At 64.9% G+C, this 26,787-nt stretch carries 25 protein-coding genes; 13 read left to right on the top strand and 12 right to left on the bottom strand.

Going from position 1 to position 26,787, the window contains the following annotated elements; translation table 11 throughout:
- Positions 1–224 precede the first annotated feature (224 nt).
- On the top strand, positions 225–1,928 hold the full coding sequence (locus ACFPQ5_RS07915) for a hypothetical protein (protein WP_379753191.1): 1,704 nt from the start codon (positions 225–227) through the stop codon (positions 1,926–1,928).
- 99 nt (positions 1,929–2,027) lie between these two features.
- Here ACFPQ5_RS07915 and ACFPQ5_RS07910 read toward each other — a convergent pair whose 3' ends face one another.
- The 6 genes from ACFPQ5_RS07910 to ACFPQ5_RS07885 all read right to left on the bottom strand — a co-directional run bounded on the left by ACFPQ5_RS07910 (position 2,028) and on the right by ACFPQ5_RS07885 (position 7,468).
- Positions 2,028–2,372, bottom strand: a complete 345-nt coding sequence (locus tag ACFPQ5_RS07910; RefSeq protein ID WP_379753188.1) for a DUF1840 domain-containing protein — start codon at positions 2,370–2,372, stop codon at positions 2,028–2,030.
- A 74-nt stretch (positions 2,373–2,446) separates the two neighbouring features.
- Positions 2,447–3,997: a hypothetical protein gene (locus ACFPQ5_RS07905; RefSeq protein ID WP_379753185.1), complete on the bottom strand. Its 1,551-nt coding sequence runs from the start codon at positions 3,995–3,997 to the stop codon at positions 2,447–2,449.
- Positions 3,994–4,725, bottom strand: coding sequence for an ABC transporter ATP-binding protein (locus tag ACFPQ5_RS07900; protein WP_379753182.1), 732 nt, complete (start codon positions 4,723–4,725; stop codon positions 3,994–3,996). Before ACFPQ5_RS07900 ends, ACFPQ5_RS07905 begins: the two co-directional genes overlap by 4 nt.
- Positions 4,725–5,252, bottom strand: coding sequence for a hypothetical protein (locus ACFPQ5_RS07895; protein ID WP_379753179.1), 528 nt, complete (start codon positions 5,250–5,252; stop codon positions 4,725–4,727). The genes ACFPQ5_RS07900 and ACFPQ5_RS07895 overlap by 1 nt, the downstream gene beginning before the upstream one ends.
- Before the next feature lie 54 nt (positions 5,253–5,306).
- The gene (locus ACFPQ5_RS07890) at positions 5,307–6,836 is read right to left on the bottom strand and encodes a YifB family Mg chelatase-like AAA ATPase (RefSeq protein ID WP_379753176.1); all 1,530 of its coding nucleotides are present in this window, start codon (positions 6,834–6,836) and stop codon (positions 5,307–5,309) included.
- A 110-nt stretch (positions 6,837–6,946) separates the two neighbouring features.
- Positions 6,947–7,468, bottom strand: coding sequence for an adenine phosphoribosyltransferase (locus ACFPQ5_RS07885; protein ID WP_379753173.1), 522 nt, complete (start codon positions 7,466–7,468; stop codon positions 6,947–6,949).
- A gap of 462 nt (positions 7,469–7,930) precedes the next feature.
- On the opposite strand from ACFPQ5_RS07885, the gene ACFPQ5_RS07880 reads away from it, so the two are divergent.
- Positions 7,931–10,747 carry a M16 family metallopeptidase gene (locus ACFPQ5_RS07880; protein WP_379753170.1) on the top strand — a complete coding sequence of 939 codons (2,817 nt, stop codon included), beginning with the start codon at positions 7,931–7,933 and terminating at the stop codon, positions 10,745–10,747.
- Positions 10,748–10,853: 106 nt separating this feature from the next.
- Positions 10,854–11,378: a tetratricopeptide repeat protein gene (locus ACFPQ5_RS07875; RefSeq protein ID WP_379753168.1), complete on the top strand. Its 525-nt coding sequence runs from the start codon at positions 10,854–10,856 to the stop codon at positions 11,376–11,378.
- Here the strand turns inward: ACFPQ5_RS07875 and ACFPQ5_RS07870 are convergent.
- The 5 genes from ACFPQ5_RS07870 to ACFPQ5_RS07850 all read right to left on the bottom strand — a co-directional run bounded on the left by ACFPQ5_RS07870 (position 11,371) and on the right by ACFPQ5_RS07850 (position 16,269).
- The gene (locus tag ACFPQ5_RS07870; RefSeq protein ID WP_379753165.1) at positions 11,371–11,940 is read right to left on the bottom strand and encodes a DUF2239 family protein; all 570 of its coding nucleotides are present in this window, start codon (positions 11,938–11,940) and stop codon (positions 11,371–11,373) included. The two genes, ACFPQ5_RS07875 and ACFPQ5_RS07870, sit on opposite strands and share 8 nt — an antisense overlap.
- A 113-nt stretch (positions 11,941–12,053) precedes the next feature.
- Positions 12,054–12,578, bottom strand: coding sequence for an OmpH/Skp family outer membrane protein (locus tag ACFPQ5_RS07865; RefSeq protein WP_379753162.1), 525 nt, complete (start codon positions 12,576–12,578; stop codon positions 12,054–12,056).
- The gene (locus ACFPQ5_RS07860; RefSeq protein ID WP_379753159.1) at positions 12,575–13,432 is read right to left on the bottom strand and encodes a hypothetical protein; all 858 of its coding nucleotides are present in this window, start codon (positions 13,430–13,432) and stop codon (positions 12,575–12,577) included. The genes ACFPQ5_RS07865 and ACFPQ5_RS07860 overlap by 4 nt, the downstream gene beginning before the upstream one ends.
- A 65-nt stretch (positions 13,433–13,497) precedes the next feature.
- Positions 13,498–15,972: an adenosylcobalamin-dependent ribonucleoside-diphosphate reductase gene (locus ACFPQ5_RS07855; protein WP_379753156.1), complete on the bottom strand. Its 2,475-nt coding sequence runs from the start codon at positions 15,970–15,972 to the stop codon at positions 13,498–13,500.
- A 42-nt stretch (positions 15,973–16,014) separates the two neighbouring features.
- Positions 16,015–16,269: an accessory factor UbiK family protein gene (locus ACFPQ5_RS07850; RefSeq protein WP_136222310.1), complete on the bottom strand. Its 255-nt coding sequence runs from the start codon at positions 16,267–16,269 to the stop codon at positions 16,015–16,017.
- A 249-nt stretch (positions 16,270–16,518) separates the two neighbouring features.
- Between ACFPQ5_RS07850 and ACFPQ5_RS07845 the strand changes: the two genes are divergently transcribed.
- The 4 genes from ACFPQ5_RS07845 to gshA all read left to right on the top strand — a co-directional run bounded on the left by ACFPQ5_RS07845 (position 16,519) and on the right by gshA (position 20,462).
- Positions 16,519–17,253: a TorF family putative porin gene (locus tag ACFPQ5_RS07845; protein WP_379753153.1), complete on the top strand. Its 735-nt coding sequence runs from the start codon at positions 16,519–16,521 to the stop codon at positions 17,251–17,253.
- A gap of 13 nt (positions 17,254–17,266) precedes the next feature.
- The gene (glnK, locus tag ACFPQ5_RS07840) at positions 17,267–17,605 is read left to right on the top strand and encodes a P-II family nitrogen regulator (RefSeq protein WP_136222306.1); all 339 of its coding nucleotides are present in this window, start codon (positions 17,267–17,269) and stop codon (positions 17,603–17,605) included.
- 22 nt (positions 17,606–17,627) lie between these two features.
- Positions 17,628–19,016 carry an ammonium transporter gene (gene amt / locus ACFPQ5_RS07835; protein WP_379753150.1) on the top strand — a complete coding sequence of 463 codons (1,389 nt, stop codon included), beginning with the start codon at positions 17,628–17,630 and terminating at the stop codon, positions 19,014–19,016.
- Positions 19,017–19,160: 144 nt separating this feature from the next.
- Entirely contained in the window at positions 19,161–20,462 is a 1,302-nt protein-coding gene (gshA, locus tag ACFPQ5_RS07830; protein ID WP_379753147.1) for a glutamate--cysteine ligase, read from the top strand.
- Positions 20,463–20,552: 90 nt separating this feature from the next.
- Here gshA and ACFPQ5_RS07825 read toward each other — a convergent pair whose 3' ends face one another.
- The gene (locus ACFPQ5_RS07825; RefSeq protein WP_379753144.1) at positions 20,553–21,266 is read right to left on the bottom strand and encodes a class I SAM-dependent methyltransferase; all 714 of its coding nucleotides are present in this window, start codon (positions 21,264–21,266) and stop codon (positions 20,553–20,555) included.
- Between the two features lie 179 nt (positions 21,267–21,445).
- Here ACFPQ5_RS07825 and gshB point away from each other — a divergent pair, with 179 nt between their 5' ends.
- From gshB to metW, 6 genes are all read left to right on the top strand, one after another.
- A complete protein-coding gene (gshB, locus tag ACFPQ5_RS07820; protein ID WP_379753141.1) occupies positions 21,446–22,390 on the top strand; it encodes a glutathione synthase in 945 nt (314 codons plus the stop codon).
- A gap of 1 nt (position 22,391) precedes the next feature.
- Entirely contained in the window at positions 22,392–22,793 is a 402-nt protein-coding gene (locus ACFPQ5_RS07815) for a PTS sugar transporter subunit IIA (RefSeq protein WP_379753138.1), read from the top strand.
- A gap of 59 nt (positions 22,794–22,852) precedes the next feature.
- On the top strand, positions 22,853–23,122 hold the full coding sequence (locus ACFPQ5_RS07810) for an HPr family phosphocarrier protein (RefSeq protein WP_136222294.1): 270 nt from the start codon (positions 22,853–22,855) through the stop codon (positions 23,120–23,122).
- Between the two features lie 35 nt (positions 23,123–23,157).
- Complete coding sequence (gene ptsP / locus ACFPQ5_RS07805; protein WP_379753203.1) at positions 23,158–24,927, top strand: phosphoenolpyruvate--protein phosphotransferase; 1,770 nt, start codon at positions 23,158–23,160, stop codon at positions 24,925–24,927.
- Between the two features lie 90 nt (positions 24,928–25,017).
- On the top strand, positions 25,018–26,136 hold the full coding sequence (gene metX / locus ACFPQ5_RS07800) for a homoserine O-succinyltransferase MetX (protein WP_379753200.1): 1,119 nt from the start codon (positions 25,018–25,020) through the stop codon (positions 26,134–26,136).
- Positions 26,133–26,747, top strand: coding sequence for a methionine biosynthesis protein MetW (gene metW, locus ACFPQ5_RS07795; protein WP_379753135.1), 615 nt, complete (start codon positions 26,133–26,135; stop codon positions 26,745–26,747). The genes metX and metW overlap by 4 nt, the downstream gene beginning before the upstream one ends.
- Positions 26,748–26,787: the final 40 nt, after the last annotated feature.

Genomic DNA, 26,787 nt, shown 5'->3' with positions numbered 1-26,787 from the left:
GACCGTGAAACGACTTTGCGCCGATGATAGTGCTGCAACCAGTGTGAAAGTAGGTTATCGTCAGGCTAATTATATGAAAAACCCCGCAGAGTGATCTCTGCGGGGTTTTTTGCTTTTTGTGTCTGTCGCTTATTCGTCATGCCCACTTTAATAATGGCGCAAATCAATTCCCTACGGCATCATTCGATTAGATTTTTATCTTTTGCCGAAAATGGGAAATGAGCATGGGCCGAACTCTGTTGGGTTGTGTTGCAATTGGTATTGCCGGCTTCACGACGTTTGCGAACGCGGAAACACCTGTCGCGGGTTTCAAACAAGCGCTCGAAAACGAATCGATCGGGCTCCTGCCGGCCGACGGTTTCCGCCTGCGCATCGGCGCGTGCCCTGACTGCGCCGTGCCGAAGCAAAACCTGTGGTATTTCCAGAATGAGTTTATCGCCGTGCCGGCAAACGCCACGGCAGCATCGGGCTTCAGCAGGGGCGTCGACAGGAATACGGACGTCGCCCGCTGGGCTGCGACGCCTGCGGCCGCACAGCTAGCCCATCCGTCCGTGGTCTGGCTCGGCGCACCCGGCATACTTGAGGGAGCGACCGTTCTCGCGGGCGGGCAAACCCTGCGCACTGCTAACGGCCAGGAAATCGGCCTGAAGCTCGCACCACGGCTGTCCACCAACCGCTCTTACGCCAATGCCGCCACCACCGCCTGGCTCGCCGGCCGGCAAGTGCGGATGCGCGGCACGCTCGAGGACGCTGGCGGACGCCCCAGCTTCGTCGCCCGCACGATCTGGCCCGCCGATTTCGCAATCGAACCCGCCACACTGAAAACCGAACCGCTAAAGCATCCTACGGGCCTGGCCCACTTCGTGCGCGCCCCGGCTGGCGAAGGGAAGAGCATCGAGACGCGCCTGCTGTGGGAACGCCATCCCGGCCAGGAGCGCGCCTGGAAAGACAAGCCGGTGCTGGGCATCGTCTTGAACGGCGCCCAGGGCGACGACGACGAATCGCTCGGCGGTCATTTTGCAGTGGCCACCGGACGCTTCGGCGACAAGGGCGACTGGTCCAACTGGGCCGTGAACAATTTTTATAACCTCGATTCGGTCAGCGAAAAGGGCATCCTCGCAGCGACCGTCCCGATGGACAATTATCTGATGGACCTGAACAGCGGCCAGCAGTACTACCGGCCCTCGGTCATGCTGGTTGCCGTCCTCAACAATGCGCGCACGGCGGTGGCTTACCAGGGCGGCATCCAGCGCGTGTTCAACCATTTTTATCGGCACGACTTCCGCTACCGCCACGCGGCAGCGAACTGCACAGGCATCAGCGTCGACGTGTTCGATGCGCTTGGCTGGCACGTTCCGAAACGGGGACCCACGGCGCCCTTGAAGTCGATCGGCGCCTACGGCTATGTCGCTGCGACGGACGGCAGCCTGGCCAGCGGCCGCAAGATCTACGATTACCTGAACGAAGAGCAGGTCCGCCTGCTGCCGGCGGTCGGCTTCGACGCCATCGGACAGGACCTGCTGCAGCTCGTCGGCACGGAGGGCATGCCCAAGCGTCCGCTGAGCAGTTACGAGCAGCAGCTCAGGGAAGATGTCGAAGCGATCCTGCTGGTGCGCATCCCGCAAGTGCCGTCGAGCCGCGCGATGGGTTCGGCACCGGTCTTTTCCTTCGATGAGTTCCGCTCGCGGGTGCCGGCAGACCAGGCCGACTGGAAGATCGTGCCCGTCGGCCCGCGTCCTTTCCCCGCCGTCCTGCGTGAAGCCGACCTGACGCCAGACGACGATCCATCCCCGGTCCCGCTGCCGGTGGCGGGCATCGGTGCCGGCCTCGGTGCGATACTGGCTGCATTCGTCTGGCGGCGCCGTGCGCGTCCGGCACGCAAGGCGGCGTCCGACCGGCGTATACCGGAAACAGCCGACGCGGAGTAATCGCCCGTCAACCTCCGCAAGCATGAAAAAAGCCCGCCAGCACTGCTGACGGGCTTTGTACTTTGCAGCCTTGCAGGAGGCGCAGCAGGGAAGCGTGGCTTACACGCCCCAGAGGATGTCGCACTTGTTGTCGCGCGCCGCGCGCAGCATCTCGAGCATCGGATAGGCCCGGGTCGAGAAGCTGACGAGTTGCGCCTGCTCGTGATCCGGGTCCTCGTCGTCTTCGCCGCGATGGGCCTTGATGTCCTGCTCGATCTCTTCGCTTGGCGGATGCTTGCGGCTTTCTTCGATTTCATGCTCGAGCAGCTCGACGGCGCGTCCGGCTTCCGCCGCGGTGATGACGCCGATCTCCGGCTCCTTGTTCAACAGGTCGAGGATGCGCTTGGCGTGATCCTGGTACATCATCACGTCGGGGTATGCTTTGCTTTTGAATGTAATTAACATAATGCGTTCTCGTGTATTTTCGTCGTAACTAAACGATAACACGAGTGCCGGGTGCGGTCATCCCGCGCACGTACCTAACGGACACGCCGGCGCAGCAGCCAGGCCAGCGGCAGGATCCCAATGGCGATGGCTGCGGCGGCTCCCAGGCCGGCAGCAAAGGCCAGACTGGCCGGCGCACCGGATGCCGCCCGCTGCAGCAGCCAGGCCAGGGCCGACCACGCCAGCACGCTGCACAGTTCAAGGAGGCGCGTCGCCACGCCGCGCTGCCCGCGGTTCCTGAATTCGCCGCGCGTCGCCGGCCGCCCGGTCCACTCGTTGACCAGGGCCGCGCTCAAGGTCGCGCCCAGCGCCGTCAGCGCCGTCAGCAAGCCCGCCAGCGGCGCACGCACGACCAGCCACAGCAGCGGCAAGGCGACCAGCATGAACACCGGAATCACTGCAGCCCCCAGCTTGGCCATGCGCACGGTCAGCGCCCGTGCCGGCGACGATTGCAGCAGGTCCGGCGCGTCCTCGGCCAACAGGATGATCCAGGCGAGGGACGCGCTGAGCGAGCCGCACAGCATCGTCAGGCCGGCTGCGATGACGGTCAACTGCAGCTGGTTGTTGCGGAACACGACAAAGCATATCGGCAGCAGGTACAGCAGCTGCAGCAGGATCTGCGAGATCAGATGCGGATCGCGCCAGACCAGGCGCCATTCCTTGACCATGACGAGCTGCAGCAGGCCGCGGTCGAAACGATAAGGCACGGGGCCGCGTCGGCCCGCCACGCGCGTACTGCCGGCCGCCTGTTGCAGACCACGCACGAAGAAGCGGTGGGTCCAGCGCACGGTCAGCAGTCCGGCCAGCAAGCCGAGCGTAGCGATCACGGCCACCGCTGCGGCATCGCCCAGCGCCGCGCGCGCAGGCAGGAACAGCAAGCTGCCCGGATCGACCGCTTGCAGGGCGGCCATCACGCGCGCGCTGCTCGTTGCCGCCATGCCCCCGCTTTGCGCCATCAGGTTGCCGGCCTGCGACAGCAGGTAGAGCAAAGCGCCCGCCAGCGCGCCGACCACCTGCGCCACCACCCGGGTGCGACGGGCGCCGAGTACGCGCACCAGGGTCAGCGTCAGCAGCATGGCCAGCGATGCCGCGAGTACCGCCAGTCCAAACAGCACCGGATACAGCGCCAGCCAGCGCAGCTGCCCCAGCAGCAGACCGACGTGCGCGAACGGCGTCAGGAAGAACAGGTACAAGGCCGCGACGCCGAAGGCCATGCCGGCCAGCTTCACCGTAAAAATGCTGCGCGAGGGCAGGGGCGAGGACAGCAGCAAATCCATGTCGCCGCGGTCGAACAGGGTTTCCACGCTGCGTTTGAGCGCGCTCGACAGCATGAAGAGAAAAGTCGACAGCAGGAGCGCGCTGACGGCGATCACGAATTCGCGCGGCGGCATGCCTCCCGTCGGACCGATCGCATGTAACAAGGCGAACACGCCCGCGTGCAAACCGAGCCAGACCAGCAGGCCGCTGCCCAGCACGCGCCAGGCAGGGCGACGAGGTGCGCCAGCCTTGCCGCTGGAGAGGCTGAACCAGAACAGGCGCAATTCATGGCGCAATAGCCACAGGGCACTGCCGGGTTGCACGTTCACGCCGGCCCCGTCAGGCGCAGGAACAGGTCTTCCAGGGTCGCGCCCGGCGTCGCGGCACGCAACTCATCGAGCGTGCCTTCGGCGATCAGGCGCCCGTGCTGGATGATGCCGATGCGTCCGGCCAGCCGCTCGGCCACTTCGAGGATGTGGGTGGTGAGAATGACGGTGCCGCCCTGCTGCACATGCGAGAGCAGCAGATCCTTGACCTGGCGCGCGGCGCCGGCGTCCAGCCCGGTCAGCGGCTCGTCCAGGATCAGGAGTTCCGGCGCATGGATCAGGGCGCCGGCCAGGGCCAGCTTCTGCTTCATGCCGCGCGAAAAACCTTCGGTCAGCTCGTGCGCATGCTGTTCGAGATCCAGCCAGGCCAGCAGCTCGCGCGCCCGCGGCTCGGCCGCCGCGCCTTCGATGCCCCAGAGGCCGGCGACGAACTCCAGATATTCGTAGGGCTTCAGTTTCCCGTAGAGCATCGGGTCGTCCGGCAAGTAGGCGATCTTGCGCTTGGCCGCGGTCGGTTCAAGAGCCAGGTCGATGCCCATCACCTCGATCCGGCCCGCGTCCGGCGCCAGCAAGCCCGCCACCATGCGCAGGGTCGTGGTCTTGCCGGCCCCGTTCGGCCCCAGCAGCGCATAGAATTCTCCGCGCCTCACAAGCAGATCCAGGCCATCGACGGCGGGACGGCCGAAATGCTTGCTCAGCCCGGTGAGCGCCAGCGCAGGCGTGTCCGGCATCACAGCAGCTTGAAGGAAGAGATGAACTGGTCGCTGTGCTCGGGCACCACGGCGCTGGCCTTGCCCATCACGATCACCTGGTAGAAGCGCTTGCCGTGCGCCGCGAAATGGCCGCGCAGCTTCATCGGCTGGCCGTTGGCAGTGCCGAGCGCGTCGATGTCGACGGCGGTCTCCTGGCCCACGGGATTCGTGGCAACTGCAGTGCTTTCGTGCTCGACCTTGGCGCCGATGTTGCGTACCAGCGCAGTCTTCATGGCGCTGACCGCCGCCTTTGCCTGCGCCTCGTCCGGCGCCACACCGGTGCCGACGGCGAACATCACGCCCTCGACTTCAGCCGCCGTCATCGTAATGTCCACCTGCATGCCGTTCAGGTCGACGCTGCGGGTGTGGGTCGCCGGCTTGGCCGGGAACATGATGCGGTAGGGCGCATCCGGGCTGCTGTAGTCGCGCCAGTTATAGGTCGGATTGCAGGCGGCCAGCAGCAAGGGCGCGGCAAGGACGAAAGCGATGAATGGTCGTTTTTGCATGTGCCGATGGTAGCAGGGCGCCTGGTCTGGCGCCACCTTCGGCTGGAGCGCAGGCTAGCGTGTCTGCAAGCCGCGCCGGTACTGGACGGCTTCGGCCATGTGCGGCGCTTCGATCGCGTCTGTCCCCGCCAGGTCGGCGATGGTGCGCGCCACTTTTAAAACGCGGTGATAGGCGCGGGCCGACCAGTTCATCAGCGACATGGCCGATCGTAAAGTCCGCTCGCCCAGCGGGTCGAGCACGCAATGGCGTTCGATCTCACGCGTACCGAGGCGCTGGTTCGGCTTGCCCTGGCGCTCCAGCTGGATCGCGTGAGCGCGCGCCACCCGCTGCGCAATCGCCGTGCTGCTTTCGCCATCGGCGCGGGCGCCCATCGCATCGGGCGTCATGGCGTTCACCTCGATCTGCATGTCGATGCGGTCGAGCAAGGGTCCGGAAATCCGGTCGCGGTAGCGCAGCGCGGCTTCAATGGTGCAGTGGCATTTGCCCGAAGGGTGGCCCTGCCAGCCGCAAGGACAGGGATTCATCGCCGCAATGAGCTGGAAGCGCGCGGGAAACTCGGCCTGGTGCGCGGCGCGCGAAATCGTGATGCAGCCCGATTCGAGCGGCTGGCGCAATACCTCGAGTACCTTGCGGTCGAATTCGGGCAACTCGTCGAGAAACAGCACGCCGCAATGCGCCAGCGACACCTCGCCCGGACGCGGCGCATTGCCGCCGCCCACCAGGGCCACGCCCGAGCTCGTGTGATGCGGACTGCGGAAGGGCCGCACCCGCCAGCGTTCGGCGGAAAAACTGCCGTTCAGCGATTGCACGGCGGCTGCTTCCAGCGCTTCCTCGTCCGTCATCGGCGGCAGCAAACCGGGAAAGCGCGCCGCCAGCATGCTTTTTCCGGCACCCGGCGGCCCCATCAGCAAGAGCGAATGCATGCCGGCGGCGGCGATCTCCAGCGCCCGCTTCGCATGCTGCTGGCCCTTGACCTCGCTGAAGTCGGGATAGCGCACGGCTTCTCCGGGCCGCTCGTTGCGGTAACGCTCGAGCCTCGCGCTGCCGTCGCCGGCCGCGAAGTGGGCGCACACCTGCAGCAGCGTATCGGCGGGATAGATGGCCGCATCCATCACCAGCGCCGCTTCGTCCGCATTCGCCTGCGGCAGGATGAAGGCGCGCTGAGTGCCTCGACCCTGCCCTTGGCTGCTGCGCCCGATGGCGAAGGTCATCGCCAGCGCGCCGCGAACCGGACGCAACTGTCCGGATAGCGACAATTCTCCGGCGAACTCGTAGCGGTCGAGTTCCTGTGACGGGATCTGGCCCGACGCCGCCAGGATGCCGAGCGCGATCGGCAGGTCGAAGCGGCCGGATTCCTTCGGCAGGTCGGCCGGTGCCAGGTTGACCGTAATGCGCCGCGCCGGCATTTCGAAGCCGACATTCTGCAGGGCCGCGCGCACCCGGTCCTTCGCCTCGCGCACCTCGGCATCGGGCAGGCCGACGATGGTGAGACTAGGCAGCCCGTTGGCCAGGTGGACTTCGACGCTGACGGCGGGGGCTTCCATGCCGGACAGGGCGCGGCTGCGTAGGACGGCGAGGCTCATGGGCTTCCTGGCAAGTAGGGACTCGCAGGATGGTGGCACCGCTTTCAAATCCACCTGTTGAGCGCACCCAATCGTGCATCGCCTCCAGGTGCGCGTGCCTGTAGAGGCTGTCAGACCTCGCGCAGGGTCACGACGGGCATCGTCAGCGCGCGCTTGTCCTTGAAGAAAGCGATATCGAACAGAGCCGCTGCACCGACGACCTCTTTGCCGAGCTGGCGCAGCAGGGAGGCTGCCGCTTCGATGGTGCCGCCGGTGGCCAGCACGTCGTCGACGATCAGCACGCGCTGGCCCTTGATGCGCTCCGGCTGGATCTCGATGGTCGCGCTTCCGTATTCGCGCTGGTAATCGATGCGGATTGCCTTGCCGGGCAATTTGCCGGCCTTGCGCGCCATGGCGAAGCCGACCTTGTGTTCGAGGGCCAGAGCGCCCGCGATCATGAAGCCGCGCGCGTCCATGGCGAGGATGAAGTCGAAGTGCAGGCCGTCGGTCGCCGCGTGCAAGGTATCGATGGCGAGGCGCCAATGCTCGGGATGATCGAAGATGCAGCCCACATCGATAAAGCGGACACCCGGTTCCGGGTAATCCTGAAAAAATTCCAGCGGAACGCTGTCGAAATCATTCATCTGCGGCATAGGGTCGTGTGGGTGAAGCGAAGGGGGCGACCATTATCGCCGGTTTGCGCAAAGGCTGCGCGACCCTTGCCGCATCGGCCGGAAAGCGAAGCAGTCGCGTTCCGGTCCGCGATTCCACGGCCGCAATCGATATGCAGGCCGGCCCGGCATGCATATATTATCTGCGCACCCGACATAATTAATCAGGTCTATTTTTGCCGCCGCATATTGACATATGCATGGTGATTATTCGTGAGTTATCGCCGGCTGGACTGGCCGCGCTTTTTCGTAATGTCGTCTTATTACGAATGCGAGGAGAATTTTTTCGAAATGAACCCCAATCGCGGGCGATTTATTATTGACTTCCGGAAAACCGAACGGCATTGTTGAGGAGTCAAATGGGGAACCCCGCGTTACCCCATCAGGATATGAATGGTTTGCATGAACCGTTTTTTTTCGTATAAATACTAGGGATATAAAAACGTGAAAGTTCTAGTTGCGCTCATGGTAAGTGCCGGCATCCTGTCGCCGGTTTTCGCTGCAGGTGCAGCCGCTCCGGAAACGGCTGTCCAGGCCAAGTCCGCGAAACAAAGCGGCCCGGTCAAGGTGACCTCGGTCGAAGGCATTTCGGAATACCGCCTGGCCAACGGCCTTCGCGTATTGCTGTTCCCGGACGCATCCAAGCCGACGCTGACCACCAACATGATCTATATGGTCGGTTCGCGCCACGAAAACTACGGCGAAACGGGCATGGCGCACTTGCTGGAACACCTGCTGTTCAAGCCGACCGCCAATTTCGGCGTCAAGAAGGGCAGCAAGAGCCCGGTCGAAGTGCTGAACCAGCTCGGCGCCGATTTCAACGGCACCACCTGGTACGACCGCACCAATTACTATGCAACCTTCCCGGCCAATGCCGACAACCTGAACCTGATGCTGTCGCTCGAAGCCGACCGCATGATCAATGCCCCGATTTCGCAGGACGACCTGTGGAACACCAAGACCAACAAGGGCGAGATGACGGTCGTGCGCAACGAGTTCGAGATCGGCGAGAGCAACCCGGTCCGCGTCACGCTGCAGCGCCTGCAGGCCGTCGCTTTCGACTGGCATAACTACGGCAAGTCGACCATCGGCGCCCGTTCCGACATCGAACAGGTGAACATCCCGCGCCTGCGCGCCTTCTACAAGCAGTACTACCAGCCGGACAACGCGGTGCTGATCGTGGCCGGCCGCTTCGACGAAGCCAAGGTGCTGGCCCACGTGAACACCGTGTTCGGCAAGATCCCGAAACCGTCGCGCGTGATCCAGCCGACCTATACGCTCGAGCCGACCCAGGACGGCGAGCGCTCGGTCACCGTGCGCCGCACCGGCGGCACCCAGTACGTCGGCGCCGGCTACCACGTCGCGCCGAGCGGCCACCCGGACGCCGCGGCGCTGCAGGTCCTGGCCCGCGTGCTGACCGATGCCCCATCGGGCCGCCTGCACAAGGCGCTGGTGGAAACCAAGCTGGCCACCGGCGTGAACGGTATGTCGGTCAGCAATCTCGAGCCAGGCTATCGCGTCTTCGGCGCGGTGGTGCCGAAGGACCAGCCGCTGGCGCCGGCCCAGGATACCCTGCTCAAGGTGCTGGAAGAGCTGAAATCCAATCCGGTCACCGACGCCGAAGTGGCGCGCGCGAAACAGGCCATCTCGAAGAACATCGAACTGGCGATGAACGACAGCGCCAGCCTGACGATCGGCCTGACCGAAGCGATGGCAGCCGGCGACTGGCGCTTGTTCTTCGTGAACCGCGACCTGGTCGAAAAAGTCGATGCCAAGGCCGTGCAGGCGGCGGCCGAGAAATACCTGAAAGCCTCGAACCGCACCCTGGGCGTGTTCGTCCCGACCGAAGCGGCGGACCGTACCGAGGTCCCGGGCAAGGTCGACATCGCCGCCATGGTCAACGACTATAAAGGCCGCGCAGTAGTGGCACAGGGCGAGGTATTCGATCCGAGCCCGGCCAACATCGAAACCCGCACCCAGCGCTTCAAGCTGGCTAACGGCATGAAGGGCGCACTGCTGCCGAAGAAGACCAAGGGTAACCTGGTCACCGCGACCATCCGCCTGCGCTTCGGTACCGAGGAAACGCTGCGCAACCAGGCGACCACCGGCAGCTTCGCCGCCGGTCTGCTGAGCTACGGTACCCAGGACAAATCGCGCCAGCAGCTGAAGGACACCTTCGACAAGCTGAAGGCGCAAACCCGGATCATGGGCGGCGCCGAAGGCGTGACCGCATCGGTGACCACCACCCGCGAAAACCTGCCGGCCGTGATGGACCTGATGGCCGAGGTGCTCAAGAAGCCGGCGTATGCGGCGACTGAATTCGGCGAATTCCAGCGCGCGAACATCAATGCGACCGAGCAGGCGATTCCGGAACCGAATCCGCAAGCCAGCGTCGCGCTCTCGCGCCTGATCGATACGACGCCGGAAGGCCACGTCAAGCATGCGATGACGCTCCAGGAAAAGCTGGCCGCGCAGAAGGCCGTATCGGCCGACGAGGTCAAGGCTTTCCACAGCGCCTTCTACGGTGCGGACAACGCCACCTTCGCCGCCGTGGGCGACTTCGATGCGGCAACGCTCAAGGCGCAGGTCGAGCGCCTGTACGGCGGCTGGAACGCGCAGCAGAAGTACGTGCGCGTGCCGAGCAGCGTCAAGCCGGTCGCCGGCCAGAAGCTGGCGCTCGAAACGCCGGACAAAGCCAGCAGCATGCTGCTGGCCGTGCATCCGGTGCCGCTGAAGGACGATGCGAAAGCCTATCCGGCGCTGGTGATGGCCAACTACATGCTGGGCGGCGGCGCGCTGCGTTCGCGTCTGGCCGACCGCATCCGCCAGAAGGAAGGCCTGTCGTACGGCGTCGGCGCCCAGCTGAGCGTTCCGATGTACGATCCGGCCGGCGTGTGGATCGCCTACGCGATGAGCGCGCCGCAGAATACGGCCAAGGTGGAAACCGTGCTGCGCGAGGAAATGGCGCGTGCCGTCAGCGAAGGCTTCACCGAAGCCGAACTGGCCGAAGCGAAGAAGGGCTGGCTGCGGGGTGAGGAAGTCTCGCGCACGTCCGACGAAGCGCTGGCCAATGCCTTGTCCGAGTACCTGACCCTGGACCGCACGATGGCCTTCGACGGTGCGGTCGAAGACCAGGTGCGCAAGCTGACGCTGGCGCAGGTGAACGAAGCCATGCGCGAGTACATCAAGCCGGGCGCCATCTCCTTCATCGCGGCGGGCGATTTTGCCAAGGCCACCAAGGAAGCGAGCAGCGCCAAGTAAGTCCCGGCCGTCCTGCTTGCGAAATCGCCCGGTCATGTGACCGGGCGATTTTTTTGCAAACGGCGCCGCCGGCGCTCATCCCCAAAACCTTGCCTTATTCAACATCATGCCAATCTGGAAACGCAGTGTGGTCCTTGTGCTTGCACTCCTGTTGCAGTGGCCGGCGCACGCCGCCGAGCCTGAATACAACCTCGGCGTCATTGCGTACCGCGCGCAGGATTACGCCGATGCGCGGCAGCATTGGGAAAAGTCCGTCGCCGAAGGCAATATCGATGCCATGAACAATCTTGGCTTCCTGCTCCATACCGCGCAAGGCGGGCCACGCGACCAGAAACGCGCGGTGTCCCTATGGACGCAGGCGGCAAAGAAGGGGCAGTCCGAATCGCAGTGGCACCTTGCTCAAGCGAGCGAATCCGGCGAGGGCACCGACCCTGACCCCGTGGAGGCGTATGCCTGGTATCGGTGTGCGATAGTGAGCATATCGGTCAACGTAAGGGACGAAGACGAACGAGAGACGCTGGCCATGGCGAAAAATGACCTGCTTCGCGTATTGGACCAGCTCCCCGAAGAGCAGGTCGCTGCCGCCGAAAAGCGTGCGCGCAGGTACATCGCGGCCTTCGCGCTCAAGTAGCGCCCGTGCCTGGCCCGAAAGCCGGCCCCGCCAGCTCCAGCAGATGCGCGCGCACATCCTGCGGCCAGTCCGCCACCAGGCTGCGGAAGCGCTCGCCGTCGGCCGCGAACAGTGCCCGCGAGGCTTCCTCGAAGCCGGCCGCATCGCCCATTAACTCATGCATGAAGCGGTAGGCCGCGTCGCGCGCTTCGCGCATGGTGTCGGCCTGGGCCGCGTCGCGCGAGGCATGTTCGACCAGTTTGCGCAGCGCCACCGAGGCGCCGCCCGGCTGTTTGGCCAACCATTCCCAGTGGCGCGGCAGCAGGGTGACTTCGCGCGGGATCACGCCCAGCTTCGGGCGGCCGGCGCTGCGGCCAGGGGCACGCGGGATGCGTTGCAGGACTTCTTCTTCCGTACCGGTGAAATTGATCTCGACGGGTTTGCTGGTCTCGGCGTCGAGCAGCGCGACCGAACGCTCGCTGCCCTGGTCGAGCGCAGCCTTCACGGCACGCACGACGTCGACGAGGGCGCCCTTGGCCAGGAGCTCGGTCCCGGCAAAGGCGATGCAATGGCTTGGATACATGTGATTCTCCCATGAGGCGCGCTCGGGCGAGCGCGAATGGGAGAATATTACCCGGATAAAAATGGGATTGCAATAATACCCGGATAAAATTTGGCTTGTGTAGCGCGCAGGCCTCAGCGGTCCAGCATGGCGGCGACCTTGTCCGTCACGTCGATCTGCGGGCGATGCCAGACCGTGCGCGTCAGAACCACGTCCACGCCCAGCTGGGCCGGCAGTTTCTGGATCAGGTCGTGGATGCGCCTGGCCAAGGCGGCACGCTCGGCTGCCGTGCGATCGGCGTAATCGTCGCTGATCTTGGCCTGGGCGCGGGCAATCGTGCGTTCGAGTTCGCCCACGGCGCGCGAGCGCACCAGTTTTTCGCGGTCGTCGAGGTGGGGCGCATCCTGTTCCAGCCTGGCCGACAGCGCGCGCAACTGGCGCAGCTGGGCGGCGATGCGTTCGCGCCGCGGCAGGAATTCCGCCTCGATTTTCGCGGCCGCGGCGCGGGCACGCTGCGAGTCGGCCAGCAGGCGTTCGACGTTGACGACGGCGATCCGTACCTCGAGCGGGCGGCCGATGTCCTGTGCCGCCACGGATGCGGACCACGCCAGGCCGAGTGCGAAGCAGGCCGCAGCCGCATGTTTCAGGTGCTTGTTCAATGTGTTCTCCACAGCAGCGCCGACGCGTCGTCGGCGCTTTTTACGGCCAATGCGGCATGCGCGCGCGCGGCTTCATGCTCGCGCAATTCGTCCAGCAGCGCCGCCAGGCCCAGGCTGCGGCAGCGCTGCGCCAGTTCCTCGATCGCATACAGGCCGTAGGGATCGACGAGGCGATAAAAGCCGTCGGTCATGGCCAGCACGGCCGTGTCCAGCGGCAGGCGCAGCGCATACTCGCGCGCCTTGAACTCGCCCTGCGGCGCCAGGCACAGCGCGCCTGGTTCAGGCGCGCCGTGCTGGGCTTCGCGCCGCGCGCGCAGCATCGGCAGCAGGCGCGCGCGCTTGATAGACGGATCGTTCACCTCCGCCAGGTCGAGCGCGGCGATCGCCTCCTGCACCACGGCTTCGTAGGGATTCACGTACGGGTCGAGATCGAGCACGGCGCCCGCGCCATCGACCGCGAAGGCCTTGCAGTCGCCCAGGCAGTAGAGCGCGAGCGCAAGATGGTCGTCCATGCGGAGAATCCGGATCCAGGTGAGGGCGGCCAGCGGATGCGCGTACAGCGGCACCGCGGCGCCGCCGGCCTGCGCGCGGTAGCGGCGGTGGACGGCGTCGACCGCCTTGCGCACGGCCGCGCCCTGGGACAGGTTCGCCGCGATCGCGCCTTCCATTTCGGCGGCGAAGGCCTGCACGAACCAGGCGACGTCGCCCTGGCGCTTGTCGACATAATTGGTATCGGCGACCGAGCTCGCGCCGTCGAGCACGAGCAGGTCGGTCGTGGCGCCGGATGCGAATACCGCGATCAGGTCTTCATTGATGCCGCCGTCGGGGGCGCGGGAAATGTGTTGGGTCGTCATGCACGTGGAGATGGGCGCCTGGTCTCGTGATGGTATCACCACGCCGGGTTCCCTGGCACGACAACTCAGCCGCATTCCCCCACATACTGGCAGTTCTCGCAGCGCGTGCAGCCATCGCGCTTGCGCAGCGCCCGGGCGCCGCATTCCGGACATTTGGCGCCGGCGACCGCCGCGGGTGCGCTGGCCGGCAGCGGCACTTCAGCCACATCCACACCGGACGCCGCACCACGCGCGGCCAACTGGCGCGCTAGCTGCGCCACCGGCACTTGGTTGCCCTGGTTGTCGAGGAAGCCGCGATTGACCAGGATCCGTTGCAGCATGAAGCCGACCGCCGCCGCTTCCGAGTCGTGGAACACGGGCACCCGGGTGCCGTCCTCGCGGGTGAGGAAGCCGCAACGCACCGGTCCCTTCTCCCAGACCACGTCGCGCATGTCGGCCAGGGCTTTCGCAATCGGCCCGCCGGCGCGCGCCAGCATCGACAATAAACGCATCGAGGAAGTGATCCACTGCTGGCCGTCGCTTCTCTGGTTGGCCGGCATGAAGAATTCGAAGGGGCGCTCGATCGTCACCGGCAAGCCGTCGACCACGCCTTCGGCGCGGATAAAACTGACCGTCAGATAAAAGGTCTTGCGGCCTTCCTGGGTCGAATACTCGATCTTCGAGGTGACCGATTCCAGTTCGCCGAGCGGACGGCCATCGAAACGCTTGCGCAGCGGGTCTTCGTCCGGCAAGGCCGGGCTGTCGTTCGCGGGGACGGTGCCGAGCACGCTGCCCAGCACCGTGTTCGGACGGTAGGTCGCCAGCCCCTTCAGGCCGGCGCGCCAGGCTTCCAGGTAGAGGCCGCGGAAATCGGCGAAAGGGTAGTCGGCCGGCACGTTCACCGTCTTCGAGATCGCCGTATCGACATAGGGTTGCACCGCTTCCAGCATGCGCAGGTGATCGTCGGCGCGCATCTGCAGGGCGGTGACGAAGGCGGGCGGCAGCGGGCCCTCGGGCGCCGCATCCGGTTCCATCTGCAGGTAGAGGCGCCAGGCGTGGTCCTGCACCTCGTAGGCGCGCATCGAATCGTCCGGCATGCGCTTCTTGCGCTGGTAGGTCCAAGAGTAGGCAGGCTCGATGCCGTTCGAGGCGTTGTCTGCGAAGGCAAGCGCGATGGTGCCCGTCGGCGCGATCGAGAGCAGGTGCGAATTGCGGATGCCGTGCGTACGGATCGCCTCGCGCAAGGCCTGCGGCAGGCGCGAGACGAAGGCGCCCTCCAGGTAGCGTTCGGTGTCGAACAGGGGAAAGGCGCCTTTTTCGCGCGCCAAGTCCACAGATGCGGCATACGCCGCGTCGCGCAGCTGCTCGGCGATGCGCGCGGCCAGGGCGCGGCCCTCGGGTGCGTCGTAGCGCAGGCCCAGCATCACCAGGGCGCTGCCCAGACCCAGGAAGCCGAGGCCGATGCGGCGCTTGGCCCGTGCTTCTTGCGCCTGCTGCGGCAGCGGCCATTCGGTGGCGTCCAGCACCAGGTCGAGCATGCGTACGGCGACGGCTGTCACTTCCTGCATGCGCTCGAAATCGAAGCGGGCATCGTCGCTGAAGGGCGCTGTCACGAAGCTGGTGAGATTGAGCGAGCCGAGGTCGCAGCAGCCATAGGCGGGTAAAGGCTGCTCGCCGCAGGGATTGGTCGCGCGCAGCTGTTCGCAATACCACAGGTTGTTCTCGCCGTTCATGCGGTCGATGAACAGCACGCCCGGCTCGGCATGGTCGTAGGTCGAGGCCATGATGCTGTCCCACAGGCCTTGCGCGCGCACTTCGCGGTAGACCCAGAGACCGTCCTCGCGTTTGTGCGCGCCGCTTGCCTTCAGCTCCTCGCCCGGCTCTGCGCGGTGCACCAGCGGGAACAGAGAATCCGCTTCCAGCGCATGCATGAAGGCGTCGCTGACGCCGACCGAGATATTGAAGTTGGAGAGGGCGCCGCGGTCTTTCGCCGCGATGAAGCGTTCGATGTCGGGGTGATCGATGCGCAGCACGCCCATCTGGGCGCCGCGCCGGGCGCCGGCCGATTCGACCGTGCGGCAGGAAGCGTCGAACAGCTCCATGTAGGACACCGGACCGGACGCGCGCGAGCGGGTGCCGTGCACCAGGCTGCCGAAGGGACGGATGGCGCTGAAGTCGTAGCCGACGCCGCCGCCGCGGCGCATGGTTTCCGCCGCTTCCGCCAGCGCCGTATAGATGCCGGGCAGGCCGTCCTCGACGCCGGTGACGGAATCGCCGACCGGCTGGACGAAGCAATTGATGAGGGTGGCTTTCAGATCGAGGCCGGCGGCGGAGTTGATGCGCCCGCCGGGAACGAAACCATGTTCCATGGCCCAGTTAAAACGTTCGGCCAGTTCGGCGCGCAGGTCCGGCGCCTCGCGCGCGGCAAGGGCTTGCGCCACGCGCCGGCGCACATCGGTGATCGAAGTCTCGTCGCCTTTGGCGTATTTCTCGCGCAGTACGTCGATCGACACCTCTTGTGGAGGCAGAGAAGTGCCGAGGAGTTTGTCGTTTGCATTCATGGCGCTGCTTTCTTGAGAGAGGAGCATGCGCCGGAGCGCGGATTACACCTTCGGAGCCGTCTCCGTCAGCCGCGCTTCCAGCTCGGCCACGCGCAGCTCGAGCGCTTCGAGCTTCGCGCGCGTCTTTGCCAGCACCTGGGCCTGGATATCGAATTCCTCGCGGGTCACCAGGTCGAGCTTGGAAAAGCCCTGGGTCATCATCGCCTTGACGTTGCGCTCGATGTCCTTGGCGGGCGAGCTTTCCATCGCCTGGTTGATCTTGCCTTGCAAGTCGTTGAAGAAATTATTCATATCCATCTGTCCTGGTCAGCGAGGCGGCGCACCACGCTGGTGCGCGGCGACCTCGTTTTAGTGCGTGGCGGCGTGTCTTGCGTCGGCCGCGCACGAATTTGTGGTGATTACCACCGAAAGTGGGGCGTGTGAGCGAGAAATCAAGCACATGAGATGCCCCCGTGAGCTGGCACGCATTCTGCTACAGGATGAATAAAGCTGCAACTCAGGCCACCAGAGACACCACCATCCGTCCATCCAAACAGGGGAAATCATATGAAGATCAAGTTGGCAAGCAGTGCAGCGTTCGCGCTGGCAATGATGGGCAGTGCACAGGCGCAGGAAACGCCTGCACCGGAACACCAGGTGAGCTATAACGCGACGCTGACCAGCGAATACCGCTACCGCGGCCTGTCGCAGACCCGCTTCGACCCGGCACTGCAGGGCGGCGCCGACTACACCCACACCCCGAGCGGCCTGTATGTGGGCACCTGGCTGTCGACCATCAAGTGGACGAAGGACCTGGGCGGCGACGGCAATGTCGAGGTCGACCTGTATGCCGGCAAGCGCGGCCAGATCACGGACGCGATCAGCTACGACGTCGGCGGCCTGTACTACTGGTATCCGTCGAACGGCCTGAACCCGAACGCCAACACTTTCGAACTCTACGGCCAGGTCGGCGTCGGCCCCGCCTACCTGAAATATTCGCACGCGACCACGAACCTGTTCGGTACGCCCGACAGCAAGCAGAGCGGCTACCTGGACCTGGGCGCGAACCTGCCGATCGGCGCCGTCGAGGGCCTGGTGCTGAACCTGCACGTCGGCCGCCAGCGCGTGAAGAACAACGGCGGCCTGTCGTACACCGACTACAAGGTAGGCCTGACGAAGGACTTCGGCTTCGCCAGCGCCTCGCTGGCCTGGGTCAAGGCCGATACCGAAGCCTATCTCGTCCCCGGCGGACGCAACCAGGGCCGCTCCGCCGCCGTGCTCTCCGTCACAAAAACTTTCTGAAAGAGGCAATCCGATGAAACTGATTACCGCCATTATCAAGCCCTTCAAGCTCGACGAAGTGCGCGAGGCGCTGTCCGAAATTAACGTGCAGGGCATGACGGTGACCGAAGTAAAAGGCTTCGGCCGCCAGAAGGGCCACACCGAGCTCTACCGTGGAGCCGAGTACGTGGTCGACTTCCTCCCGAAAATCAAGATCGAAGCGGCCGTGGACGACGCCATCGTCGACCAGGTCATCGACGCCATCCAGGGCGCGGCGCGCACCGGCAAGATCGGCGACGGCAAGATTTTCGTGTCCGACCTCAACCAGGTCATCCGTATCCGTACCGGCGAGACCGGCAACGAAGCACTGTAAGGGGATTCCAATGAAATCACTAATGACCAAATTGTTGGGCGGTGCACTCGCGCTGGGCGTGGCCTTGCCGGCCATGGCGGCACCGAGCATCAACAAGGGCGACACCGCCTGGATGTTCGTCGCGACGCTGCTCGTGATCATGATGTCGATCCCGGGCCTGGCCCTGTTCTACGGCGGCCTGGTGCGCGCCAAGAACATGCTGTCGGTGCTGCTGCAGGTCTTCATGATCTTCTCGCTGATCGTCGTGCTGTGGTGCCTGTACGGCTACTCGCTCGCCTTTACCGGCGGCAGCCCCTTCATCGGCGGCTTCGACCGCGCCTTCCTGAACGGCATCTATGATCCCGTGGCCGGCGTGTTCAGCATGGCCGGCACCTTCAGCAAGGAGACGATGATTCCAGAATTCATCTTCGTCGCCTTCCAGGGCACTTTTGCTGCCATCACCTGCGGCCTGATCGTCGGCGCCTTTGCCGAGCGCGCGCGCTTCTCGGCGGTGATGCTGTTCATCGTGCTGTGGTTCACCTTCGGCTACCTGCCGATCGCGCACATGGTCTGGTTCTGGGCCGGTCCTGACGCGATCACGGACGCCACGACGCTCGCCGCCGTCACCGACGCCGCCGGCTGGCTGTGGCAGAAGGGCGCGCTCGACTTCGCGGGCGGCACCGTGGTGCACATCAATGCGGCAGTCGCCGGCCTGGTCGGCGCCTATGTGATCGGCAAGCGCGTCGGTTACGGCCGCGAATCGATGGCCCCGCACTCGATGACCATGACCATGATCGGCGCCTCGCTGCTGTGGGTGGGCTGGTTCGGTTTCAATGCCGGCTCGGCACTGGAAGCGGGCGACGTTGCAGCACTCGCCTTCATCAACACCATGCTGGCCACCGCCGCCGCCACCGTTGCCTGGACCATGGGCGAATGGCTGACCAAGGGCAAGCCTTCGATGCTGGGTGCGGCTTCCGGCGCCGTCTCCGGCCTGGTGGCCATCACCCCGGCTTGCGGCTTCGTCGGCCCGATGGGCGCGCTGGTGATCGGTATCGTCGGCGGCTTCGTCTGCCTGTGGGGCGTGAACGGCCTGAAGCGCATGCTGCGCGTGGACGATTCGCTCGACGTGTTCGGCGTGCACGGTGTCGGCGGCATCGTCGGCGCACTGCTGACCGGCGTGTTCGCATCGCCGCAGCTGGGCGGGCAGGGCGTCTGGGATTACGTCACTAACAAGGCGTCGCCTGACTATTCGATTGGCCACCAGGTCTGGGTGCAGGCGCAAGCGGTCGGCGTGACCATCGTCTGGTCGGCTGTAATCGCCTTCGTCGCCTTCAAGATCGTCGACATCGTCATTGGCCTGCGCGTGCCGGAAGAGCAGGAACGCGAGGGTCTGGATATTACCAGCCACGGCGAATCGGCGTACCATTCGTAATACCGCGACCCGGTCAGCATAAGGGCGCCCTGCGGGGCGCCTTTTTTTGTTTTAGGGTGCGGTGCAGCAATGCCTTTAAAATAGGGAATATTGCCCCAAATAAGGGCATTCATTGCCAAGAAGCCAATAAGGACGCCCACTTTCATGGTTCCGCACCTCGCCACCGCCCTCACCGGCCCGCTGCTCGACTTAGAGAAAAAGATCCTCGACGCCACGCCGGCGATCGAGCGCTGGTTCCGTCTCGAGTGGCAGGAGCATACGCCGCCGTTCTATTGCTCGGTCGACCTGCGCAATGCCGGTTATAAGCTGGCGCCGGTCGACACCAATCTGTTCCCGGGCGGTTTTAATAATCTCGCCACCGAAATGCTGCCGCTCACCGTGCAGGCGGCGATGGCGGCGATCGACAAGTATTGTCCGGACGCGCGCAACCTGCTCCTGATTCCGGAAACCCACACGCGCAACCCGCACTACCTGCAAAACGTGGCGAGATTGATGCAGATCTTCCGCCAGACCGGCCTGCACGTGCGCCTGGGTTCCCTGTCGCCGGACGTCACCCAGCCGACCCCGCTGGCGCTGCCGGACGGGAACATGCTGGTCGTGGAACCGCTGGTGCGTTCGCCGAACGGGCGCCGCTTGGGGTTGGCCGACTTCGATCCGTGCACGATCCTGCTGAACAACGACCTGTCGAGCGGCATCCCGGCTATCCTGGAAAACATCCACGAGCAGTCGCTGCTGCCGCCCGTGCACGCCGGCTGGGCGCTGCGCCGCAAGAGCAACCACCTGAAGGCTTTCGACGAAGTCGCGAAGAAATTCGGCAAGCTGATCGACATCGATCCCTGGCTGGTGAACCCGCTGCACGCGAAGGTGGGCGAGGTCGACCTCGAGCACGACCAAGGCACCGAGGCGCTGGCCGATGCCGTGTCTTCGCTGCTGTCGAAGGTCAAGAAGAAGTACAAGGAATACGGCATGAAGGAGCAAAAACCCTTCGTGATCGTCAAACCCGACGCCGGCACCTACGGCATGGGCGTCATCACCATCAAGGATGCGAGCGAAGTGCGCGACCTGTCGCTCAAGCAGCGCGCGCGCATGTCGGTCATCAAGGACGGCGTCGCCGTGACCGACCTGATCGTGCAGGAAGGCGTGCCGACCTTCGAGAAGATCGAGGACGCGGTGGCCGAGCCGGTCGTGTACATGATCGACCGCTACGTGGTCGGCGGCTTCTACCGCGTGCACGCCGAGAAGGGCATCGACCAGAACCTGAACGCGCCGGGATCGCAGTACGTGCCGCTTGCGTTCGCGCAGCAGCACGCGGTGCCGGATTTGAAGGCGAAGCCGGGGACGGCGGCGCCGAACCGGTTCTATGTGTATGGCGTGGTGGCGCGCCTGGGCTTGCTGGCGGCCTCGCTCGAGATGGAGCGGACTGATCCGAATCCAGAGGTGTATTAATTGTAGGGTGGGCGCCCCGTGCCCACCAAAATGATGAGCAAACGCGGTGCAGGTTTTCGGTGGGCACGGGGCGCCCACCCTACGACGTCCTCAGCGCTCCTTCTGCGCCATGTAGATGAAATGCGAACGCAGCGGCGGCACCAGCGCCGCCACCGCCTCCGTCACGAGCGCCGGCATGGCAGCCAGCGGGCGGCCGACGGGCGGCGCGAGCAACAAGGTCTCGTATTGCTGCCGATGTCCCGGCCAGTAAGTGTCCAGCTCGGCACGCGTCAGCTTGCGCACGTGCGGATTGCGCGGATTGTTGTAGCGGAAGTCGAACACCAGGCACCAGCCACCGGGTTTTAATACGCGCCACATGTCGGCGGCCAGGCGCTGGCGCAGCTCCGGATCGAGCACCGAGGAGATCACGGTATTCGCGCTGACCAGGTCGGCGCTGGCGGCGGGCAGGGCAGTGAGCGGGCCGCAATGCCAGCGCACCTCGGGCGCCGTGCGCGGCCGGGCCAGGTCGAGCCGGTCCTGCTGCAGTTCGGTACCCAGCAGGTGGGCGGGCGTGGCGCCCCAGTCGATCAGCTGGCGCAGGAAGCCGCCGGTGCCGCAGCCGACGTCAATGACGCGTATCTTGCCCAGGTCGGTGCCGACGGTGGCGGCCAGCATGCGTGCCACGGCCCGCATGCGCATCGTGTGCTGCATGACGACGTCGGGCCGGTGCCAGGCATAGCGTGCCAGCGCGGCGCCGCCATGCCAGCCGCGGTACACGCCGGCGAGGCGATCCTGTTCCCTCTGGTGGTCGAGTTGGGCATCCATGCAGCCATCGTCGCGCAAGCAATCGCATGCGGGTTTGCGCGCGCTCAGGCGTGCTCCTGATCTGCCTCAATTTGCCCACTGGCATTATGTGCCGAGTGGAATTATCCGGACTGGCCCGCCGGCCGCGCGACTTCGGGATTCCGGCTAAAATCGAGGGCATTATCCAGACAGGACCCTCCATGAAAATCGCCTTCCTCGCCGATCCCTTATCGGGTTTTAAAATCTACAAGGACTCGACCTTTGCGATGATGCGCGAGGCGGCGCGGCGCGGCCACGAGATCTATGCCTTCGAGCAGCGCGACATGGCGCTCGAGCAGGGCGTGGTCAGTGCCGAGGTGCGGCGCATCCACCTGACCGGCGAGCAGGACCCTTGGTACCGCGCCGACGAAGCCCACGATGTACGCCTGTCGAGTTTCGACGCCATCATCGAGCGCAAGGATCCGCCCTTCGACATGGAATATGTCTACGGCACCTATCTGCTGGAACTGGCGGAGAAGCAGGGTGCGCGCGTCTTCAACAAGCCCTCGGCGATCCGCGACCACAACGAAAAGCTGGCCATCGGCCAGTTCAGCCAGTTCACCTCGCCGACCCTGGTCACCTCTTCGGAAAAACGCCTGCGCGCTTTCCACGCCCAGCATGGCAACGTGATCTTCAAGCCGCTCGACGGCATGGGCGGCACCGGCATCTTCCGCGTCAAGGCAGACGCGATGAACCTGGGCGCCATCATCGAAACTCTGAGCGACAATGGAAAACGCACCATCATGGTGCAAAAATACATACCCGACATCGTCAAGGGCGACAAGCGCATCCTCGTCATCGGCGGCAAACCGGTACCCTTCGCGCTCGCGCGCATTCCGCAGGGCACCGAGGTGCGCGGCAACCTGGCGGCCGGCGGCATCGGCGTCGCCCAGCCGATCACCGAGCGCGACCGCGAGATCGCCGAGACCCTCGGGCCGATGCTGGCCGAGCGTGGGCTGTTGCTGGTAGGATTAGACGTGATCGGCGATTTCCTGACCGAGGTGAATGTCACCAGCCCGACCTGCTTCCAGGAGATCACCGACCAGACCGGTTTCGACGTGGCAGCGATGTTCATCGACGCCGTCGAGTCGGCAACAGGAAAATGACATGGTAGGTATTTTGCTCCTGACCCACGCACCGCTGGGCCAGGCATTCATCGCGGCGGTGGCCCATGTGTTCCGTGGCCCGACCGAGCGCTTCGAGGCGATCGACGTCGCCGCCGACGAGGACACGCACGCCGTCAACGCCCGGGCGCGCGAGGCGATCGCCCGCCTGGACGAGGGCGACGGCGTGCTCGTGATCACCGACGTGAAGGGCGGCACGCCCTCGAATTGCTGCGGCTCACTGTCCGAGGACGGCCGCGTGGAAGTCATCGCCGGCATCAGCCTGCCGATGCTGCTGCGCGCGATCACCTACCGCAGGGACACGCTCGACGTGGTGGTGGAGATGGCGCTGGCCGGCGCGCAGAATGGCGCGGTGCGAGTAGATAACCGCATTCGTGTCGGTTAATCGGATTCAAAAAGAAGTACCCCGGATGCAGTTCTGACGATTGAAAAGAAAACGAAAACATGATTCAACAAGAACTTGAAATTATCAACAAACTGGGCTTGCACGCCCGCGCATCCGCTAAATTCACCCAGCTGGCAGCGAAGTACAAAAGCGAAGTCTGGCTCACCCGCAATGGCCGCCGCATCAACGCCAAGTCGATCATGGGCGTGATGATGCTGGCCGCCGGCAAGGGCGCGAAAGTCACCTTAGAAGCCGACGGCGCCGACGAACAGGACGCGATCACGGCGCTGGCCGCCCTCGTCAACGACAAGTTCGGCGAAGGCGAATAATGCCGGAATCGGGCCGCTACCGTTCGGGACCCTCGATGGCATCCTTCACGCTCCACGGCATTCCCGTCTCGCGCGGGATCGCGATCGGGCGCGCGCACCTGCTCACGCCGGCCGCGCTCGACGTCAAGCACTACCTGGTCCCGGAAGAGCAGGTCGAAGCCGAGGTGAAGCGCCTGCAGGACGCGATCGCCGAAGTGCACCGCAACCTGCAGGAACTGTGGACCGACCTGCCGAAGGATGCGCCGACCGAACTGGGTGCCTTCATCGACGTCCACGCGCTGATCCTGTCCGACCCGATGATCTCGGAGGCGCCGCTCGACATCATCCGCACGCGCCACTACAACGCCGAATGGGCGCTGGTCACGCAAATCGACGAGCTCTCGGCCCAGTTCGACGAGATCGAAGACCCCTACCTGCGCGAGCGCAAGCACGACATCCAGCAGGTCGCCGAGCGCGTGTTAAAGGTCCTGCTGGGCACCGCCTTGAACGTGCCGCCGGTGCTGGCCAGCGACGAAGGCTACCAGCCGCAGATGGTGGTGGTCGCCCATGACATCTCGCCGGCCGACATGCTGGCCTTCCGCGACCGCGCCGGCGAATCGCGCTCCTTCATCGGCTTCGTCACCGACGTCGGCGGCCAGAACTCGCACACCGCGATCGTGGCGCGCTCGCTCGACATCCCGGCGGCAGTGGGCATGAGCCAGGCCTCGCGCCTGATCGAGCAGGACGACTGGGTCATCGTCGACGGCGACGCCGGCGTCGTGATCTGCAATCCGAGCCCGCTGGTGCTGGAACAGTACCGCGCGCGCCAGGCGGCGCTGACCAAGGCTAGAAAACGCCTGCTGAAGCTGAAAAAGACGCCGGCCGTCACCAAGGACGGCACCGCGATCAAGCTGATGGCGAACATCGAGCTGCCCGACGACTGCCCGCATGCGCTGGATGCCGGCGCGACCGGCATCGGCCTGTTCCGCTCCGAATTCCTGTTCATGGGCCGCGGCGCGCCCGGCCTGCAGGTGCCGGACGAGGAAGAACAGTTCGAACAGTACAAGCGCGCCGTGGTGGCGATGAAGGGCCGTCCGGTGACGATCCGCACGCTCGACGTCGGCGCCGACAAGCCGCTCGATCCGACCGAGCACACGGCCCTGAATCCGGCACTGGGCCTGCGCGCGATCCGCTACTGCCTGGCCGAACCGCAGCTGTTCCTGACCCAGCTGCGCGCGATCCTGCGCGCCTCCGCTTTCGGCAAGGTGCGCATCCTGTTCCCGATGCTGGCGCACGCCTTCGAGATCGACCAGACCCTGAACATCCTGGAGCAGGCCAAGCTTCAATTGCGCGAACAGAACGTCAAGTTCGACGAAGCCGTGGAAGTGGGCGCCATGATCGAGATCCCGGCCGCCGCGCTGGCGCTGCCGATGTTCGTGCGGCGCATGAACTTCCTCTCGATCGGCACGAATGACCTGATCCAGTACACGCTGGCGATCGACCGCGTCGACTACGAAGTGGCGCACCTGTACGATCCGCTGCATCCGGCCGTCCTGCAGCTGATCGGCATGACGATCGCGGCGGGGCAGAAGGCCGGCATCGACGTCGCCGTGTGCGGCGAGATGGCGGGCGACATCAAGCTGACGCGCCTGCTGCTGGGCATGGGCCTGCGCGAGTTCTCGATGCACCCGGCCCAGCTGCTGTCGGTGAAACAGGAAATCCTGAACGCCGACCTGGCGCAGATCGCTCCCCGAATGCGGCGCATCATGCGCTCGATGGAGCCGGGCGAGATCCTCGACGCGGTCGAACAGCTCCAGCTCACGTAATACCGTCATACCCAAGGCGACACACAGCGTCGCCAAACACATCATCAAGAAAGTCTCATGGGATCCATTGGAACCGTTTCTCCTTCAGCGATGCAGTTCGCCGAGCCCCTGCTGCTGCAAAGCGGCGCGCAGCTCGCCGGCTACACGCTGATGTATGAAACCTACGGCACGCTCAATGCCGACAAATCGAATGCGGTGCTGATCTGCCACGCACTGAACGCCTCGCACCACGTCGCCGGCACCTACGCCGACGCGCCGAAAAACCTGGGCTGGTGGGACAACATGGTCGGACCGGGTAAACCCGTCGACACCGACCGCTTCTTCGTCATCGGCGTCAACAACCTCGGCTCCTGCTTCGGCTCGACCGGCCCGATGCACACGAACCCCGCCACCGGCAAGCCTTATGGCGCGGCGTTTCCTTTATTGACCGTCGAAGACTGGGTCGCGGCCCAGGCGCGCCTGGCGGACCGTCTCGGCATCAGTCAGTTCGCCGCCGTGATGGGCGGCTCGCTGGGCGGCATGCAGGCCCTGTCGTGGTCCATCATGTTCCCCGAGCGCCTGCGCCACTGCATCGTGATCGCCTCGACCCCGAAGCTCTCGGCCCAGAACATCGCCTTCAACGACGTCGCGCGCCAGGCGATCCTCACCGACCCGGATTACCATGGCGGCGACTTCTACGAGCACGGCGTGGTGCCGAAGAACGGCCTGAAAGTGGCGCGCATGGTCGGCCACATCACGTATTTGTCGAACGACGACATGGCAGAGAAATTCGGCCGCAAGCTGCGCAATGCCGCCGAAACCAACGACTACAAGTTCGACTTCGGCATCGACTTCGAGATCGAATCCTACCTGCGCTACCAGGGCGACAAGTTCTCGGAATACTTCGACGCCAACACCTACCTGCTGATTACGAAAGCGCTCGACTACTTCGATCCGGCACGCGAGCACGGCGGCGACCTGACCCGCGCGTTGGCGTCGACCCGCGCCCAGTTCCTGATCGCCTCCTTCACCACCGACTGGCGCTTTTCTCCGGAGCGCAGCCGCGAGATCGTGGAAGCCCTGATCTCGAACCGGCGCCAGGTCACCTATGCCGAGATCGACGCGCCGCACGGGCACGACGCCTTCCTGCTGGAAGACGCGCGCTACATGGGCGTGGTGCGGGCCTATTACGACCGCATTGCCGAGCAGCTGGCAGGGGAGGCCGCATGAAATTCGAAGACTTGACGACGCTGCGGCCCGACCTGGCCTTCATCGCGCACTGGGTCGGCGACGGCGCCCACGTGCTGGACGTCGGCTGCGGCGACGGCGCCATGCTGCGCTACCTGGAAAAGGGCAAGCGCTGCACCGGCTACGGCATCGAGATCGCCGACGACAAGGTGCTGGAGAGCACTCGCCGCGGCATCAACGTGATCCAGCACGACATGGAACAGGGCCTGGGACTATTCGGCGACAATTCCTTCGACACGGTGCTGTGCCTGTCCTCGCTGCAGATGATGCAGCACGTCGAGGCCCTGCTGCGCGACATCGTGCGCGTGGGGAACGAGGCAATCGTCTCCTTCCCGAACTTCGCCTACTGGCCGCACCGCGTCGCGCTGCTGAAGGGGCGGATGCCGGTCTCGCGTTCGCTGCCTTACCAGTGGTACGACACCCCGAACGTGCGCTGCGCAACGATCTATGACTTCAAGGAGCTGGCGGAAGAGTGCGGCCTCGAGGTGCTGGACTACGTGGCGCTGGCCGAGGGCAAGCCGGTGAGTTTCCTGCCGAACCTGCGCGGCAGCCTGGCGGTGTTCAGGCTGCGTAAGAAGGCGAAGCGGGTATAAACGCCTCCTTATCGTGCGATCCCATCCGCCCATTTCTGCG

The sequence above is a fragment of the Massilia suwonensis genome (assembly GCF_042655665.1).
GTDB classification, from domain to species: Bacteria; Pseudomonadota; Gammaproteobacteria; order Burkholderiales; family Burkholderiaceae_D; genus Telluria; species Telluria suwonensis.
The sequence above is the reverse complement of the archived record's forward strand: the minus strand, read 5'-3'. Positions and strand labels throughout refer to the sequence as shown.

Excerpts from the sequence above, each read along its gene's own strand:
- gshA (WP_379753147.1), top strand. The coding sequence starts at position 19,161 with ATGGTTCCGCACCTCGCCACCGCCCTCACCGGCCCGCTGCTCGACTTA.
- ACFPQ5_RS07855 (WP_379753156.1), bottom strand. The coding sequence starts at position 15,972 with ATGAATGCAAACGACAAACTCCTCGGCACTTCTCTGCCTCCACAAGAG.
- ACFPQ5_RS07915 (WP_379753191.1), top strand. The coding sequence starts at position 225 with ATGGGCCGAACTCTGTTGGGTTGTGTTGCAATTGGTATTGCCGGCTTC.
- ACFPQ5_RS07860 (WP_379753159.1), bottom strand. The coding sequence starts at position 13,432 with ATGACGACCCAACACATTTCCCGCGCCCCCGACGGCGGCATCAATGAA.
- ACFPQ5_RS07890 (WP_379753176.1), bottom strand. The coding sequence starts at position 6,836 with ATGAGCCTCGCCGTCCTACGCAGCCGCGCCCTGTCCGGCATGGAAGCC.
- ACFPQ5_RS07885 (WP_379753173.1), bottom strand. The coding sequence starts at position 7,468 with ATGCCGCAGATGAATGATTTCGACAGCGTTCCGCTGGAATTTTTTCAG.
- ACFPQ5_RS07845 (WP_379753153.1), top strand. The coding sequence starts at position 16,519 with ATGAAGATCAAGTTGGCAAGCAGTGCAGCGTTCGCGCTGGCAATGATG.
- ACFPQ5_RS07875 (WP_379753168.1), top strand. The coding sequence starts at position 10,854 with ATGCCAATCTGGAAACGCAGTGTGGTCCTTGTGCTTGCACTCCTGTTG.
- amt (WP_379753150.1), top strand. The coding sequence starts at position 17,628 with ATGACCAAATTGTTGGGCGGTGCACTCGCGCTGGGCGTGGCCTTGCCG.
- ACFPQ5_RS07895 (WP_379753179.1), bottom strand. The coding sequence starts at position 5,252 with ATGCAAAAACGACCATTCATCGCTTTCGTCCTTGCCGCGCCCTTGCTG.
- ACFPQ5_RS07810 (WP_136222294.1), top strand. The coding sequence starts at position 22,853 with ATGATTCAACAAGAACTTGAAATTATCAACAAACTGGGCTTGCACGCC.
- ACFPQ5_RS07870 (WP_379753165.1), bottom strand. The coding sequence starts at position 11,940 with ATGTATCCAAGCCATTGCATCGCCTTTGCCGGGACCGAGCTCCTGGCC.
- ptsP (WP_379753203.1), top strand. The coding sequence starts at position 23,158 with ATGGCATCCTTCACGCTCCACGGCATTCCCGTCTCGCGCGGGATCGCG.
- metX (WP_379753200.1), top strand. The coding sequence starts at position 25,018 with ATGCAGTTCGCCGAGCCCCTGCTGCTGCAAAGCGGCGCGCAGCTCGCC.
- ACFPQ5_RS07825 (WP_379753144.1), bottom strand. The coding sequence starts at position 21,266 with ATGGATGCCCAACTCGACCACCAGAGGGAACAGGATCGCCTCGCCGGC.
- glnK (WP_136222306.1), top strand. The coding sequence starts at position 17,267 with ATGAAACTGATTACCGCCATTATCAAGCCCTTCAAGCTCGACGAAGTG.
- ACFPQ5_RS07900 (WP_379753182.1), bottom strand. The coding sequence starts at position 4,725 with ATGCCGGACACGCCTGCGCTGGCGCTCACCGGGCTGAGCAAGCATTTC.
- ACFPQ5_RS07850 (WP_136222310.1), bottom strand. The coding sequence starts at position 16,269 with ATGGATATGAATAATTTCTTCAACGACTTGCAAGGCAAGATCAACCAG.
- gshB (WP_379753141.1), top strand. The coding sequence starts at position 21,446 with ATGAAAATCGCCTTCCTCGCCGATCCCTTATCGGGTTTTAAAATCTAC.
- metW (WP_379753135.1), top strand. The coding sequence starts at position 26,133 with ATGAAATTCGAAGACTTGACGACGCTGCGGCCCGACCTGGCCTTCATC.
- ACFPQ5_RS07815 (WP_379753138.1), top strand. The coding sequence starts at position 22,392 with ATGGTAGGTATTTTGCTCCTGACCCACGCACCGCTGGGCCAGGCATTC.
- ACFPQ5_RS07910 (WP_379753188.1), bottom strand. The coding sequence starts at position 2,372 with ATGTTAATTACATTCAAAAGCAAAGCATACCCCGACGTGATGATGTAC.